Origin of the sequence: Corynebacterium sp. ACRQK, assembly GCF_022345965.1 — a bacterium.
Lineage (GTDB): Bacteria > Actinomycetota > Actinomycetes > Mycobacteriales > Mycobacteriaceae > Corynebacterium.
In genome coordinates, this window is record NZ_JAKRMU010000009.1 from 12,321 (window position 1) to 27,392 (window position 15,072).

Genomic DNA, 15,072 nt, shown 5'->3' on the forward strand with positions numbered 1-15,072 from the left:
GTCGCTCCAAGTGGGATTTAGCGCGCGTACGCCTTCTTCGCGAACTTTGCGGCGTTCAGCGCATCGTCGAGCAGCTGCTCCGGGGTGCGGCTAACGTCCAACTGGATGCCCTTTTCCCCCGGCGTGAGGCGCTGCAGATCCTCCAGCTGCGCGGTCAGCAGCTCGCGTGGCATGTCAGCTTCTCCCACACGGTTCTTCATGCGCTCCGCGAGCACATCCTCGGTGCCGTACAGGTGGACGTAAAACACGGTCGCGTTCTCACCCGCGTCGTTCAGGATCTCGCGGTGGTCGATGCGCAGCGCGGTGCAGGCAGTGACGGTGTTATTGCCTTGGGTGGCCTCGTCCGCAATCCAATCACGCACGATCCCTAGCCACTTATGGCGCCCAGCCTCCGGCGGGAGCTTGCCGTCTTGCAGGATCTCCAGTGCCCCTTCGGGGTGCAGGTCGTCGGCTTCCTGCAGCTGCCAGCCGGTCTTCTCGGCCAGGGCGCGCGCCAGGGTGGTCTTGCCGCTGCCGCTCACCCCCATCACGACGACGTGGAGGGTTGCCGGGGTCTCTTGGCTAGACATGTGGCTCCTTTCTTCTCTGCGGTGGTTCTCTGGGATACCCGTTACTGCCTCCAGTATGCCCATTATTTTTATTGTTGACGCCAAAAGCGGGGTTCCGGCGCTAACCGGAACCCCGCTAGTGGGTGGCAAGCTCAGCGGGAGCCTGCCGAAGACACTTTTTCTAAGATTCTGTACCCGCGTGATACGCAGATAGGAGCTTTATCCGAAGCGACCGGAGATGTAGTCCTCGGTCTCCTTCTTCGACGGGTTTTCGAAGATCTGCTTGGTCGGGCCAACCTCGACCAGCTGGCCGGGCTTGCCGGTAGCTTCCAGGGAGTAGAAGGCGGTCTGGTCGGACACACGGGCTGCCTGCTGCATGTTGTGCGTCACGATGACGATGGTGAACTCTTCCTTCAGCTCGTGGATCAGGTCCTCCACTGCCAGGGTGGAGATCGGGTCCAGCGCTGAGCAGGGCTCGTCCATCAGCAGAACTTCTGGCTCGACCGCGATGGCGCGGGCGATGCACAGGCGCTGCTGCTGACCACCGGACAGGCCGCCACCCGGCTTGTCCAGACGGTCCTTAACTTCGTCCCACAGGTTGGAGCCACGCAGCGCGCGCTCTGCAATCTCACGGAGCTTCTTCTTGTTCTTCGCGCCGGACAGCTTTAGGCCAGCCACTACGTTCTCTTCGATGGACATCGTCGGGAACGGGTTTGCCTTCTGGAAGACCATACCGATGGTGTTGCGGACAGCCACCGGGTCGATCTTCGGGCCGTAAATGTTTTCACCGTCAAGCAGGATCTCGCCATCGACGTAGGCGCCGGGGATAACCTCGTGCATACGGTTTAGGGTGCGCAGCACGGTGGACTTACCGCAGCCGGACGGGCCAATGAAGGCGGTCACTGCCTTCGGCGGGATGTGCAGGTTGACGTCCTGTACGGCGTGGAAGTCGCCGTAGTAGATGTTGACGTCGTTGAGGTCTAGGCGCTTAGCCATTGTGTTGTTCTCCTAGGAAAGGCTTTGTTTGGGTTTTCGGTCCCAGTGGGGCCTAAGGCGATAGGTTCAGCCTTAGACCTTCACCGAGTAGCGCTTCGAGATCAGGCGGGCGCCAATCATCAGGATCGCCACGAGCAGCACCAGGGTCAGTGCGGAGCCCCACAGGCGCTCTAGCACGAACTCGTTACTGCCTGCGCCATACAGGTCAACCATGTACAGCGGCAGGGACTGCTGACCACCTTCGAACGGGTTCCAGTTGATCTTGGTGGTGGAGCCAACCAGGATCAGCACTGGCGCGGACTCGCCCATCACGCGGGCGACGGCCAGCATGATGCCGGTGACGATGCCGGACAGAGCAGTCGGGAGGACGATCTTCACGATGGTCTTCCACTTCGGCACACCCAGTGCGTATGAGGCCTCACGCAGATCCATCGGAACCACGCGCAGCATCTCTTCCGCGTTACGCACGATGATCGGAACCATCAGCAGCACCAGCGCCAGTGAGACTGCGAAGCCGGAGCGCTCAAAGCCGAACATGGTGATCCACATCGCGTAGACGAACAGGGCGGCAACGATGGAGGGAACGCCGGTCAGAATGTCGACCATGAAGGTCGTGATCCTGCCGAGGAATCCGCCGCGAGAGTACTCCACCAGGTAGATAGCGGTGAACACGCCGATCGGGATGGAGACCGCGGAAGTAACCAGAACTTGCATCAAAGTACCGATGATGGCGTGGACTGCACCACCACCGGCCTTGTTACGCGGCTGGCCGACCATGTCGTACATCCACCAGTCGGGGTTAAGAATGGCGGGCAGACCTTCGCCGACGACCTTGATTAAGACCCACAGCAGTGGGACCAGGGCTAGCGCCATGGCGAAGTAGATGATGACGGTGGCGAACTTGTCGACCGCCTTACGCTTACCAGAAATCTGGGTAAACAGCTCGGAGGACGAAGAGGACTTCTTGTTTTCTACAGTTGCTGCATCAGTCATTGTTCTCTTCTCCTACTTCTTCGCCACAACGGCACGGGCGGCAGCGTTGACCAAGAAGGTCAACAGGAACAGGACGAGGCCGGCGGAGATGTAGGCACCCGCCTTCAGCTCGTCGTTGAACTCTGGCGCGGCTGCGGCAATGGCCGTTGCGAAGGTCGTACCGCCATCCATCAGGGAGCCACGGAAGTTCGGCGCACTAGCGATGACCATGTACAGTGCCATGGTCTCACCCAACGCACGGCCCAGGCCCAACATTGCACCGGAGATGTAGCCGGACAAGCCGAAGGGCAGCACGGTCATGCGGACAACTTCCCAGCGGGTTGCGCCCAGAGCCAATGCGGCTTCGACGTGCCCCTTCGGGGTCTGCACGAAGACCTCACGGGTGGTGGCGGCGATGACCGGCAGAATCATGATTGCCAAGACGACGCCACCGGTGAAGATGTTTCGAGAGGTGGAGAACGGCGGGGAGCTACCCTGCTGGTGGTTGAACAGGAAGAAACCGCCGGCCCAGCCAGACAGCCACTCGAAGAAGTCACCCAGCGCCGGGCCGAGGACGTAAGCGCCCCAAATACCGAACACGATGGAGGGCACTGCGGCCAGCAAGTCGATCATGAAGCCCAGGGGCTTGATGAAACGCTTCGGGCAGTAGTTAGACAGGAAGATCGCAATGCCCAGTGCAACCGGCATGGCCAGCAGGAGGGCGACGATCGAAACCAGGACGGTGGTGAAGAACAGGTTCGGGATACCGAACTGCATCCATCCGCCGTCATTGTTGGTGTAGTCGGTGTTCCAGCGTTCACCGTAGGTGAAGAAGCTGAAAATTCCGTCGCGCAGGCGGTTCAGTGCGGGGACTGCCTGCATGATCAGGAACAGGCCGATCAGGCCGATCATCACGGTGATCAGGATTGAGGAGGTCTTTGCCAGCGTTTCGAAAACAACATCGCCAGGGCGCTTAACGCTGCCACCGCCGGAGCGTTGGCTATTCTGCGCCAACTGGTGATCCTGCTTCGGCTGAGGGGCGTCGCCCTCTGCCTTTGCAGACTTGGCGACCTCAACCTTATTGGCGTTTGCCATGAGGGATCCTTAAAAGGTCGTTATTCAATACCAGAATAAAATTGAAAAGTGTTTCGCGTCACTGTAGTTGCCGTATTCAAATCGTAACCCCCGATCGAAGAACGAGCGGGGGTTACGTCACTGTCTGAATGCCAGCGTTTAACTACTTCAGAGCGTCGACAGACTCTTCCAGCTTAGACTTGAACTCGCCGTCCACCGGGATGTAACCCTGGTCAGCCAGATCATCGTTCTGGTTGTCCAGGATGGTGTTCAGGAAGTTCTTAACCAGCTTCGAGGTGTTGTCGTCGTAGCCAGCGGAGCAGACGATCTCGTAGGTGGTCAGAACCAGCGGGTACTCATCCTCGCCGTTCATGCCGTACAGCTTGTCAGCGTCCACGACCAGGTCGTTGCCCTCACCGGAGAACTCAGCCCCACCCAGAGCCTTGTTGACGTTGTCCTTGTTCAGCTCAACCGGGCCGGAACCGAAGTCGATCTTGGCGATGTTGACTGCGTCGAGCTCCTCAGCGAAGCCGGACTCAACGTAGGTGATTGCACCGTTGGTAGCTGCAACCTGGTCAGCGACACCCTTGGACTTCGGAGCACCGGTGCCGACCTTGGTCGGGAAGCTCTTGCCCTCGGAGTCCCACTCGCCGGTGGACGCAGACAGGAACTTCTGGAAGTTGTCGGAGGTACCGGACTCGTCAGAGCGGTATACAACCTCGATCGGTTCGGACGGCAGGTCAACGCCCTCATTCTCGGCCTTGATGGCCTCGTCGTCCCACTTCTTGATCTCACCCTTGAAGATCTTGGCAACGGTCTTGGTGGACAGGTTCAGCTCGTCCACACCCTCCAGGTGGTAAGCGATTGCCACCGGGCCGATAACCATCGGCAGGTGCCATGCGTCGTTGCCGTCGCAGCGCTTCTTGGCGTCCGCAATCTGGTCGTCCTTCAGCGGGGAGTCGGAACCAGCGAAGTCAGCCTGGCCAGCGATGAACTTCTTCTGGCCGTCACCGGAACCAGAAGCGTTGTAAGCCAGGGTAGCCCCGGTGCTAGAGAAAGCCGGGCCGAAGATGTTCTGGATTGCGTTGTCCTGAGAGGAAGCGCCTTCGCCACGCAGTTCGCCGGTGGCCTCTTCCATCTCGCGGGAACCTTCGCCGCTGCCGCCTTCGTTGTTGTCAGCGTTGGAGCAGCCGGTCAGGATCAGGGAACCAGCAAACAGGGTTGCAGCTACAGCGCTGGTGCGCTTCATGGTGAACTTCACGAGGTTTTCCTCCGAAAATTGTCAGAAGTACAGAAAAGTGTCTTACAGGAGAAGCCCGCAGTTGTAGGAGCCACTCTTGCGCCACCAAGAAAGTTAATCGGTGCTTATGGATTTAAAGAGTGCTGTAAGTGAACAGCAGATGAACAACAGTGTTCATGCAGTACAGGCAACTTTGTCGGTTCAGAAAGCATTGCCAAAGCACCCCCAGCGCCACACCTAAACGCTACCCCCACGTGACGGAAGGTGGCTTGATTTAACCCACAGTTAACCTAGGGCGAAGCTGAACCCACTTCACTCTTGGCAATACACGGCAAGTGGGCATAAATATTTCTCAGGTGATACCGATGAACAGTTAAGGCTTCTCGCTCCTTGGCCCCACTACTTAGAGACACCCACGGTAGACCACATCGGTGTGCACCACTTCGAAGCCAAGCCGCTTGTACGTAGAAACCGCGGGCGCGTTGTCCCCCTCCACATACAGCTCAATGCGACCGCAACCGTTATCCAGCAGCAACTTCATTCCCAGCTGCGTGATCGCCTGTCCCAGTCCTCTACCACGAGCATCGTCAGCGAGGCACACGACGTACACCTCACCTGCCCGCTCGCCGGCATCTTTTTCCTTCTCTTCCAGCGGGATCTTCGTCCAGTGGAAGCCCACCAGCCGGAAAACATCGTCGTTCCCCTCGCCCCCATCGGCAGCACAGGGAATACCCACCCGCTCGGCAGCGGACTTCTCATCCCGCACCCACAGCAAGATAACCGCATCCGGATCGAACCAATTAGTGTCGCGAGCAGAACGCAAGTGATCTACGTCCCAGCCACCTTGCTCGGGGTGCCACGCGAAGGCCTCATTATTGACGCGCACCCACTCGGCATCCACGGAATCCGCGTCGAAGCGAGCAACGGATTCGGTGTAAGTCAGAACCTCAATTTCTTGCTCCTCGCAGCGTTTCTCGGCTTCTGCACCGCCCGCCTCAATAGCCTTGGCCGACTTCGTAGCCGGGGCACAGTCCAGCGACATCTTCAGCAGTTCACGGGTTCGGCGGGCATCCAGCGACTCCACAAAGCGTTGGGCTCCGGCGGAATCTCCGTGCGCCCACACGTCAATCGCACCACTCACACCCAGCTGGTCACGCAAAGCTTCGAACAGGGCGACCCCCACCCCGCTGTGGCGAACATCCGGGGCTACAGCCAGCTCGATCACGCGATCCGGGTCGATCGCTAGCACACCAACCACGCGATCGTTGTTTCTTGCCACTACGTGCTTGTGGCCGCGGTTCTCGTCGATGCCGCGCAGGAAAGCCTCGCTGATCGCAGGCACCCCATCTGCCTCAGCGACCTCGCCCAGCACCTCGTGAACCCCCTCCAACACCTCAGAGTGCTCCCACAGGTCTTCAAATGTGTCGTAGGTAATAGCCATGCCCCCAATTGTTCCTCACTTTCGGCATGTTTGGGGTCGATTTCGAGGGTTTCTTAATGCTTCACTGGGATTGCTGCGGCGGAGGCGTGGCGTCATAAAGAAGGAACAGGGGCACCTAGTAACCTGTAGGGAACAATAAAGAGACTCGAGAAGGGGGCCGGCCAGGTGAAGAAAATCGCAATCCGCGGCGCGCTCACCCTCGTGCTGGTGCTACTCGTAGCGCTGATCGCCGATGGTGTGATCGCCGCCCGCGCCGAGCACAAGATCTCCGAGGCGCTGTACGCTGACTCGAACCTGGCCAACCCGCCAAAGGTGCAGGTGGCGGGCTTCCCCTATACGGGTGCCGCACTCAGCCACGAACTCCAGGCCGTCACCGTCGTCGCCAACGACGTCGACGTGCCTGGCTTCGGCCTGATGAGCGTGCAAACCTCGGCACAGTACATTACGGTCTCCGCAGACGATGTTTTCAACGGCACCATTGAAAATGCCCCAGCGCGCAAGGTCTTTACTCGCCTGCAACTGGACGGCGTGCTGTTAGGTAACCGCATGGATATCGAGGCGCTGCAAATTCAGAATCTCGACGACATTTCGCCCCGCGGCGGCTGGGAGACCGAGGCCATCTTCGAGGGCAAACCGAAGGACTTCGCCAAACCCGCGAAGGTCGAAGTTAAGCTGCGCATCGTCGAAGGCACCATGGTGATCACCCCGACCAGGATCCTCTCCACCCCCGACGGTCTAGGCATCAAGGCCAAGAACGTCACCGACGAAACCACGCTCGATCCGGACATCAAAAAGCGGGTTAATGACGCCTTTAGTTTGAGCATCCCGGGCAAAGAACTACCCATGCGGGGCGACCCGGAACAAATCTTCATCTCCGGCGGCTCAGTGTTCGTCGAAGCCTCGCAGGTGTACACAAAAATCAGCTTGTCCGATTTGGCTCCGCGATCCCGCCCCTTGAGTGAAGAAGAACTCCCCAGCCTATAGTCTTGAGGGCATGGCTGAAGAAGAAAAGAAGAAGTTCAAGGTAGACGCTAACGAAGCGGTAAACCTGGCCGCCGAGCAATCCAAGTCCACCAGCGACAAGAACCTGCCGGAATTCGGCGACATGCCCATCCCCGATGACACAGCCAACCTGCGTAAGGGGCCCAACCTGCACGACGGACTGCTGGCCCTGCTGCCGCTGATCGGTGTATGGCGCGGCCAAGGCCAGGCGGCACCTCCCGGCGAGAAGGAGTTCACCTTCGGTCAGCAGGTCGTCTTTGCCCACGACGGTGAGAACCGCATCAGCTACGATTCCCGCACCTGGCGCATGGATGACGACGGGCAGCCGACCGAGACCCCCGGGCGCCGCGAATCCGGCTTCCTGCGCATCAACGATGACGATGAGATCGAGATGATCCTCACCCACTCCGACGGCATGGTGGAAATCCTGTACGGCAGCCCGCTGAACGAGCGCGCCTGGCAGCTGGAAAGTGCCTCGACGATGGCGACGGCCACCGGCCCGACGAACCTCGGGCCGGGCAAACGCCTCTACGGTCTGATGCCGAACAACGACCTCGGCTGGGTAGACGAGCGCCTCATTGACGGCGAGATGGTTCCCTGGCAGTCCGCGCAGCTTTCCCGCGTGGTCGGCTAGCCGGTCACAGCCTCCCAGGCCATCTTTTCCACCTCGTCAGCGACTTCCGGGCGGGGCAGCTGGGTGCCGTCCAGTTCTGTTACCCGTGCCTGCACGCGTACGGAGGAGACCAGCCACACGCCGGCGGCGGCTGTGAGATCCTCGACCCGCAGCACCCGTTCCTCGGTACCCCATCCGCGCTGCTCGGCCAGCTTAAATAGCGCGGCCTGCGAGGTCCCCTTCAGAATTCCCACGTGAGTCGGCGGGGTGACGAGCTTCTTCTCCCCCGTCGTCGGGTCCACCTCCGCGGCAATTACGGTCGAGGTCGGCCCCTCCAGCACGAGCCCCTCGTCGGACAGGAAGATCACGTCGTCCACCCCGCGAGCCTTCGCACTGCGTAGAGCGGCCATGTTGGCTGCATAGGACAGTGTCTTCGCGCCGATCAACGCCCACGGGGAACGTTCCGAAAGGTCGATGCGGAAGCCCCGCTCGGCCGTCATTACCCGCACGCCGTGCTCCCGGTCGTGCAGCACGTGCTCGCTGACCGGTGCCACCGTGACCCAGCCCGTCGGTTGGCCCGTGGATTCCCGCCCGCGCGAGTAGACCCAGCGCAGTGCGGCCTCCTGCCCTTGCCCGTTCCTTTCCTCGAAGTTGGCCACGGCAATGTCGGTCGCGCGGTACCAACGCTCCAGGTCAGGCTCCGGCAGATCCAGCATCGCGGAGCTATTGAGGAAGCGGGTGGCGTGGCGCTCGCGGTTGCGCACGTTGCCGCCGCGCAGCATGAAGGTCTCGAACACCCCGTCGCCGCGCACAGCAGCCAGGTCGTCCGCGTAGATCATCGGCACGGTCGTATCCCGTACCTGTGGGTCTGTGTCAGCGCCTGTGCCAGCGCCGTCCTCACCCAAAACGTCAACGACCACGAACTTTGCTCCCTGATTGCTCATGTTCCTCATTCTATTCCCGCACTGTTCTCGGACGTTTTACAAGCCCCATGGAGACCCGCCATTGGCAAGCCAACCCCACCCCGTCCTACGATGGGTGATGTGTTTGATCTGACTCACAGCCCGATCGTCGACCATGCACCTTCCGCCAGCCCGTTGACTGGCAGTGAAGCTGCCGAAGCTTCAGAGGCGCCGGATGCCCAGAGCAGCGCGACCGCCTGGCACTACGGCAACCCCCTCACCGAGCAGTCCCGTGTAAACGGCGGCAAGCCCGGCCTCGTGGATTTTTGGGATCGCGTGGCCATCCGGGTCTCGGGTCCGGAGCGCCGCGATTGGCTCAACAACCTGATCTCCCAGAAGGTCAACGCCATCGAACCCGGCCAGGCCACCTTCGGTCTAATCCTCGACCTGAAGGGGCATGTCGAACATTTCTTTGGCATTCTCGCCACCGATGACGCGCTGATCCTCGACACCCCAGCCGCACAGGCCGACGCGCTTGAGGATTATCTGAGAAAGATGGTCTTCTGGTCCCAGGTTTCCGTAGAGCGCCTACCGTGGGCACGGCTCACGGTGATCGGATCGAATCTCGCAGCGGATTCTTCGCTCTTTACTAATGACGCCACCTCCTCCGCCGCTCTTCCTACTCAGCTAAACATCGCCATTTCGGAAGGTCTAAACCTGCAACTGTGGAGAACCGGAACTATCGGTGAGGTAGACGCCGTGGATCTGTGGATTCCCCGCGAGGACATCACCCGCGCCTGGGACATGCTGACTGGCGTCGCACAACCCACCGGGCGCATGGCTTATGACGCCTTCCGTGTACAGGCACGCCTTCCGATCCTGGGCGTGGATACCGACGAGCGCGCCATCCCCCACGAGGTTCCCGCCTTCATCGGCAAGGGAATCAGCGGCGCCACCCAGCTGGACGACGTTTCCGCCGGCCCCACCGAGGCCGCCGTGCACCTGAACAAGGGCTGCTACCGGGGGCAGGAAACGGTTTCCCGAGTGCATAACCTGGGCAAATCCCCGCGAGTGCTGGTGATGCTGCACCTCGACGGATCCGCCAACCGACTGCCCGGCGTGGGCACCGAGCTCACTGCGGGCGGTCGTGGAATTGGCCGGGTTGGATCCAGCGTGCACGATTGCGACTACGGGCCGATCGCGCTGGCTTTGGTGAAACGGAATGTGGTGGAGAAGGTGGCGTCCAAAAATAGCGACGTACCCCCGCTACTAGCCGATGGGATCGACGCATCGATCGACCCCAGCGACCTTGCGAATGCAACGGGTGACAACTCGATCCGACCGGGGCGGGCGGCGATCAACCGGCTGCGCGGGAAAAACTAGAAAACCCTCACATTGGCTTGCCCCCCCTTTGCTGCGCAATAACTCAGCAGTTCAAAGGGTGATTCGGCGTGGAAACCCCCGCGTCCGCACCTTCGGTAGGAGGGGGATTTTGGGAAAAAATGATTGCTAACCGCTATGGTGTAGGGCAGGAAGAAACTTAACTTGTAAACGAAAAGGGTGGCCGAACTCCCGCGCCACTCGAGGACACCGCAAGGGGGTCAGGCCATGGGTCGCGGCCGTGCCAAGGCAAAGCAAGCCAAGGTTGCTCGTCAGTTGAAGTACAACGCTCCGGAAATGGATCTGGAGAGGCTGCAGAGGGAACTCTCTGGCCAGTCGCAGAACCGGGGTTCCGGTTCCCGCGGCAGTAGCGCGTACGACGAGTACGAGGATGACTACAGCGATTACGCTGCAGAATACGACGACTACAGCGACGAGTACGCCGACGACTACGAGGATAAGTACTCCAACGGGTCGCGGTAAAAGCCAACCTATTCACTAAAAACTCCCGCAGCTGGTGCTTTTGGAAAGCACAGCGCGGGAGTTTTTCTTGCCGTTTGCCCTTGCCCCGGCTCTGGTTGGCTCTAGTTAGTCGCCCCTAGTTCACGGGGCTGCGGTATTCGCCGTCCAGGATCGCACCGGACTGGCCATCCTGTGCCGGGCGAACTTCGCCCAGTCGCCAGGCATCAATGTGGCGGGCAGTCAGCATCGCCAGGGCGCGCTCGGCATCGTCCTCCGCGACGACGGCGACCATGCCCACGCCCATGTTGAAGGTCTTCTCCATCTCCTCCTGCGAGACCTGGCCTTCCTCCTGGATCAGACGGAAGATCGGGCCAGGGGTCCAGGAGGAACGCTCCAACTCTGCGACCAGGCCATCCGGGATCACGCGCCCCAGGTTGGCGGCCAGACCACCGCCGGTGATGTGGGCGAAGGTGTGAACGTCACACTCGCTGGCCAGCTTCAGACAATCAAGGGCATAGATGCGGGTCGGCTCCAGCAGCTCCTCCCCCAGCGTGCGGCCGAGGGATTCGATGTGCCCGTCCAGCGGCAGCTGCTTGGTATCCAGCAGCACGTGGCGAGCCAGGGAGTAACCGTTGGAGTGCAATCCCGAGGAGGCCATGGCGATCACCACGTCACCCGGGCGCACGCGATCCGGGCCCAGCAGGTTAGCCTCTTCGACCACGCCGACGGAGGTGGCGGAGACGTCATACTCGTGCGGTTCCATCACACCCGGGTGCTCGGCGGTCTCGCCGCCTAGCAGTGCACATCCGGCTTCCTCGCAGCCCGCAGCGATGCCAGAAACGATGCTGGCAACGTGCTCGGGCACAACCTTGCCGATGGCAATGTAATCCTGCAGAAACAACGGCTCGGCGCCGCAGACCACCAGGTCATCCACACACATGGCAACCAGGTCGCGGCCGATCGTATCGTGCTTATTCATCGCCTGCGCCACGGCCAGCTTGGTGCCCACGCCGTCGGAGGATGCGGCCAACAGCGGCTTTTCGTAGTCCCCCAGCGCAAACAGTCCGGCGAAGCCACCGAGTCCGCCGCGTACCTCGGGGCGGGTGGCCTTCTTAGCTAGCGGCGCGAAAAGCTCTACCGCCCGGTCGCCGGCCTCAATGTCTACACCGGCAGCGGCGTACGATGCGCCCTCTGCCTGCTTCGGAGTGTTATCGGGGTGCTCACTCATGGCTTGTCCTTGCTTTCCTAATTCTTCGCCTGCTGCTTCAGCATCGTTTCTACCAATGCCGTGTTCGGGTTGTCGCTCGGCATGCCCAGTGGGAACACGCCGTCGAAGCATGCTGCGCACAGCTCGTCGCTGCTTTGTTGTGACGCCTCTATCATCGCCTCGGTCGAAACGAATGCTAGGGAGTCCGCGTCGATCTCCCGGCGAATTCCCTCTACCGGGTCCGAAGGATCTACATTATTCGCAATCAGCTCGGTGGGCGAAGCGAAATCGATGCCATAGAAACACGGCCACTTTACCGGCGGCGAGGCGATACGGACGTGCACTTCCTTTGCCCCAGCTTCGCGCAACATCTTGATAAGTGCGCGCTGGGTGTTGCCGCGGACAATTGAATCGTCCACCACGACCAAGCGCTTGCCCTCGATGACCTCGCGCAGCGGGTTTAGCTTCAGGCGAATGCCCAGTTGGCGGATGGTCTGTGACGGCTGGATGAAAGTGCGCCCCACGTAGGCGTTCTTCATCAACCCCTGACCAAAGGGAATGCGCGAGGCCTGGGCGTAACCCACCGCCGCAGGCGTGCCGGACTCCGGCACGGGGATCACTAGGTCGCCCTCCGCCGGGGCCTCCTCGGCCAGCTTGCGGCCGATCTCCAGGCGAGTGCCATTTACCGAACGGCCACGGATGACGGAATCGGGCCGGGCCAAGTAGACATACTCAAACACGCAGCCCTTGTGCTTGGTCTCCGCAAAACGGCGGGAACGCACGCCGTCACCGTCGATGGCCACCAGTTCGCCCGGCTCGACGTCGCGAACGAAACGCGCGCCCACGATATCCAGCGCCGCGGTTTCGGAGGCGACCACCCAGCCGCCGCTAGCCAGCTGACCGATGGACAGCGGGCGCACGCCCCGCGGGTCGCGGACAGCGTACAGTGCGTCGCCGTCGGTAAACAGCACACAGAAAGCACCCTTGACCTTTGGGAACAGCTCCATGGCCGCTTCCTCCACGCCGTGCCCCTCACGGGTGTCAGCGGCCAGCAGGGCACACATGACCAGTGAATCAGAGGGGTTTTCCTTAGGATCCACCAGGCCCAACCGGGCGGCTTCCTGGGTGAGCTCACGGTGGTTCACCAAGTTGCCGTTATGCCCCAGCGCCACATCGGTTCCGTCGGGCGCCATGCGGAACATGGGCTGCGCGTTCTCCCAGCTATTACCGCCGGCGGTGGTGTAGCGGTTGTGTCCCATGCCAATGTGCCCCTTGAGGGCCTCGAGCGACTGCTCGTCAAACACCTGGCTGACCAGACCCAGATCCTTGAACACGACGATCTGATCGCCATCCCCCACCGCGATACCCGCAGCTTCCTGACCACGGTGCTGCAAAGCGTACAAGCCGTAGTACGTCAGTTTGGAGACGTCCTCCCCCGGCGCCCATACCCCGAATACGCCACATTCCTCCCGGGGCTCTGTTTCGCCCCGGTCGTCGAACGGGCTCAGCAACGGTTCTGCCTCTGCTTGTTTTCTCTGGCCTTGAATGTTTGCCACTATGTCGACTCTACTAGCCCATCCGCACTAACCCAAAGGGATGCCATTTCGCCACCGGAGCGATCTTACATTCTAAGCAACGGAAGGTGCTCGGCGATGGCGGAGGCGCGGGTGCCGGAAGTGTCCGCGTCCGAACCAGAAAGATCCTCAGCCCCCACAACCAGACGCAGCCACGTAATCGGCGAGCACTGAACAACGTTGGGCGGAGTGCCACGGCGATGCTCCAGCCCCGCGATGCACTGGATGGCGGCGAAGGGAGGAATGCGCACCTCGACGGAATGGCCGGGAGCCAGCTCTTCCAGGACAGCCGCAGACAGACGAACCGCCGCAGCTACGTCGGCACGTGGCGGACGAGGCTGCTCCGCGGGGTTCCTTACCCAGGGCAAAACCGCTTCAACCGCACTGCGAGCAGCAGCGGATAGTTCCGGTCCGTGTAAACGCTTCATGCCTAGAAATTGTAGTGCGGGATTTGTAGTGCTCTTACGAACACCGAAGTGTGGGGCGCGTTAGTATTGGGAAGTTGAAGACGAAAGAAGTACAGGTAATTTAGTAGAGGGAATTTAAGGAAGGCAGTGACCCGTGGCGGAAAGTGCAGAAAACACCACCCCAAGCGAGCACAATGCATCTGATAACACAGCGGAGGCTTCCCATGAGCGTAGCCCGAAGGTGACTCTGCGCTTCCTCGCCGCACCGACAGACGTACTGATGGCAGGGGCGATGGGCGTACACGGTGGGCGCGTGCTGGAGTGGATCGATAAGGCCGCCTACGCCTGCGCCGTCGGCTGGGCTCAGTCTTACTGCGTGACCGCCTACGTGGGCCACATCCACTTCACCCGCCCGATCCCCTCGGGCCACATGGTGGAAGTCCGTAGCCGCATCGCCTACACCGGTCGCAGCTCCATGCACATCGTCAATGAGGTGCTGTCCGCCGACCCACGCGAGGGCGTGTTCACCCGTGCCTGTGACTGCCTGGTGATCTTCGTTGCCTTGGACGAAAACGGTAAGTCCAAGCAGATCCCCTCCTATGTGCCGACGACCGATGAGGAAAAGCGCGTGGAAGATGCCGCGCTTTCCCGCATCCAGCTGCGCAAGGCCATCGAAGAGGAAATGCTGCGCCAGACCTACACCGATAAGTCCACCGCGCCGGAGCTGGTGAACCGCTTCCTGGCCAAGCCGACGGACGTGAACTGGGGCGGCAACGTACACGGTGGCACCGCCATGGAATGGATCGACGAGGCGGCCACTGCCTGCACTATGCAGTGGACCGGCGAGCGCACCACCGCGGTGTACGCCGGTGGTATTCGCTTCTACCGCCCGGTGCACATCGGCGACCTCGTGGAGGTGGATGCACGCCTGGTGCGCACCGACGAGCGTTCGATGACAGTGATGGTGCACCTTCGCGCGGGCGACCCGCGCGAGGGCAAGGGCAACCTGCCGGTGGCCATTCACGCATCGATGACTTACATCGCTATCGACCTGGACGGTAACCCGCTGCAGGCCCGCAAGTACACGCCAGTGACCAGCGAGGATAAGCGCCTGGAGGAGCACGCCTCCACGCTGCGTAACCTGCGCAAGGAGTTCCTGCCGCGGCCGTTGGTTAGCCCCAGCAACCGCGATTTCCGCTTTGTGGAGTAAAGCCGGCCACGGCGTTTAAACACAGCAAAAGGGGCTCGCGACCT

15 protein-coding genes are annotated in these 15,072 nt (G+C 61.1%); 5 read left to right on the top strand and 10 right to left on the bottom strand.

All coding sequences use genetic code 11. The features are described from left to right. Window positions 1-17: 17 nt before the first annotated feature. The 6 genes from MHX63_RS09385 to mshD all read right to left on the bottom strand — a co-directional run bounded on the left by MHX63_RS09385 (window position 18) and on the right by mshD (window position 6,271). Complete coding sequence (locus tag MHX63_RS09385) at window positions 18-569, bottom strand: gluconokinase (RefSeq protein ID WP_239388395.1); 552 nt, start codon at window positions 567-569, stop codon at window positions 18-20. 198 nt (window positions 570-767) lie between these two features. Then, window positions 768-1,544 (bottom strand): phosphate ABC transporter ATP-binding protein PstB, encoded by a 777-nt coding sequence (pstB, locus tag MHX63_RS09390; protein ID WP_239388397.1) that lies wholly within the window; start codon window positions 1,542-1,544, stop codon window positions 768-770. A gap of 72 nt (window positions 1,545-1,616) precedes the next feature. Continuing rightward, window positions 1,617-2,537 carry a phosphate ABC transporter permease PstA gene (gene pstA / locus MHX63_RS09395; protein WP_239388399.1) on the bottom strand — a complete coding sequence of 307 codons (921 nt, stop codon included), beginning with the start codon at window positions 2,535-2,537 and terminating at the stop codon, window positions 1,617-1,619. 12 nt (window positions 2,538-2,549) lie between these two features. Continuing rightward, entirely contained in the window at window positions 2,550-3,611 is a 1,062-nt protein-coding gene (pstC, locus tag MHX63_RS09400) for a phosphate ABC transporter permease subunit PstC (protein WP_239388401.1), read from the bottom strand. Between the two features lie 142 nt (window positions 3,612-3,753). Beyond that, window positions 3,754-4,851, bottom strand: a complete 1,098-nt coding sequence (pstS, locus tag MHX63_RS09405; RefSeq protein WP_239388403.1) for a phosphate ABC transporter substrate-binding protein PstS — start codon at window positions 4,849-4,851, stop codon at window positions 3,754-3,756. 382 nt (window positions 4,852-5,233) lie between these two features. Continuing rightward, window positions 5,234-6,271: a mycothiol synthase gene (gene mshD, locus MHX63_RS09410; RefSeq protein WP_239388405.1), complete on the bottom strand. Its 1,038-nt coding sequence runs from the start codon at window positions 6,269-6,271 to the stop codon at window positions 5,234-5,236. A 165-nt stretch (window positions 6,272-6,436) separates the two neighbouring features. On the opposite strand from mshD, the gene MHX63_RS09415 reads away from it, so the two are divergent. Together MHX63_RS09415 and MHX63_RS09420 are read left to right on the top strand one after the other, a co-directional pair. Next, entirely contained in the window at window positions 6,437-7,255 is an 819-nt protein-coding gene (locus MHX63_RS09415) for a DUF2993 domain-containing protein (protein ID WP_239388407.1), read from the top strand. Window positions 7,256-7,265: 10 nt separating this feature from the next. Beyond that, window positions 7,266-7,907, top strand: a complete 642-nt coding sequence (locus tag MHX63_RS09420; RefSeq protein ID WP_239388409.1) for an FABP family protein — start codon at window positions 7,266-7,268, stop codon at window positions 7,905-7,907. Here the strand turns inward: MHX63_RS09420 and MHX63_RS09425 are convergent. Beyond that, complete coding sequence (locus tag MHX63_RS09425; RefSeq protein ID WP_239388411.1) at window positions 7,904-8,839, bottom strand: aminodeoxychorismate lyase; 936 nt, start codon at window positions 8,837-8,839, stop codon at window positions 7,904-7,906. The genes MHX63_RS09420 and MHX63_RS09425 overlap by 4 nt on opposite strands. 81 nt (window positions 8,840-8,920) lie before the next feature. On the opposite strand from MHX63_RS09425, the gene MHX63_RS09430 reads away from it, so the two are divergent. Next, window positions 8,921-10,171: a folate-binding protein YgfZ gene (locus MHX63_RS09430; protein ID WP_239388413.1), complete on the top strand. Its 1,251-nt coding sequence runs from the start codon at window positions 8,921-8,923 to the stop codon at window positions 10,169-10,171. A gap of 225 nt (window positions 10,172-10,396) precedes the next feature. After that, window positions 10,397-10,651, top strand: coding sequence for a DUF3073 domain-containing protein (locus MHX63_RS09435; RefSeq protein WP_239388415.1), 255 nt, complete (start codon window positions 10,397-10,399; stop codon window positions 10,649-10,651). A gap of 115 nt (window positions 10,652-10,766) precedes the next feature. Here MHX63_RS09435 and purM read toward each other — a convergent pair whose 3' ends face one another. The 3 genes from purM to MHX63_RS09450 all read right to left on the bottom strand — a co-directional run bounded on the left by purM (window position 10,767) and on the right by MHX63_RS09450 (window position 13,839). Then, window positions 10,767-11,858 carry a phosphoribosylformylglycinamidine cyclo-ligase gene (purM, locus tag MHX63_RS09440; protein WP_239388417.1) on the bottom strand — a complete coding sequence of 364 codons (1,092 nt, stop codon included), beginning with the start codon at window positions 11,856-11,858 and terminating at the stop codon, window positions 10,767-10,769. Between the two features lie 17 nt (window positions 11,859-11,875). Beyond that, on the bottom strand, window positions 11,876-13,348 hold the full coding sequence (gene purF / locus MHX63_RS09445; RefSeq protein ID WP_239388509.1) for an amidophosphoribosyltransferase: 1,473 nt from the start codon (window positions 13,346-13,348) through the stop codon (window positions 11,876-11,878). Between the two features lie 110 nt (window positions 13,349-13,458). After that, window positions 13,459-13,839, bottom strand: coding sequence for a sterol carrier family protein (locus MHX63_RS09450; RefSeq protein ID WP_239388419.1), 381 nt, complete (start codon window positions 13,837-13,839; stop codon window positions 13,459-13,461). 133 nt (window positions 13,840-13,972) lie between these two features. Here MHX63_RS09450 and MHX63_RS09455 point away from each other — a divergent pair, with 133 nt between their 5' ends. After that, window positions 13,973-15,028 carry an acyl-CoA thioesterase gene (locus MHX63_RS09455; RefSeq protein WP_370644089.1) on the top strand — a complete coding sequence of 352 codons (1,056 nt, stop codon included), beginning with the start codon at window positions 13,973-13,975 and terminating at the stop codon, window positions 15,026-15,028. Window positions 15,029-15,072: the final 44 nt, after the last annotated feature.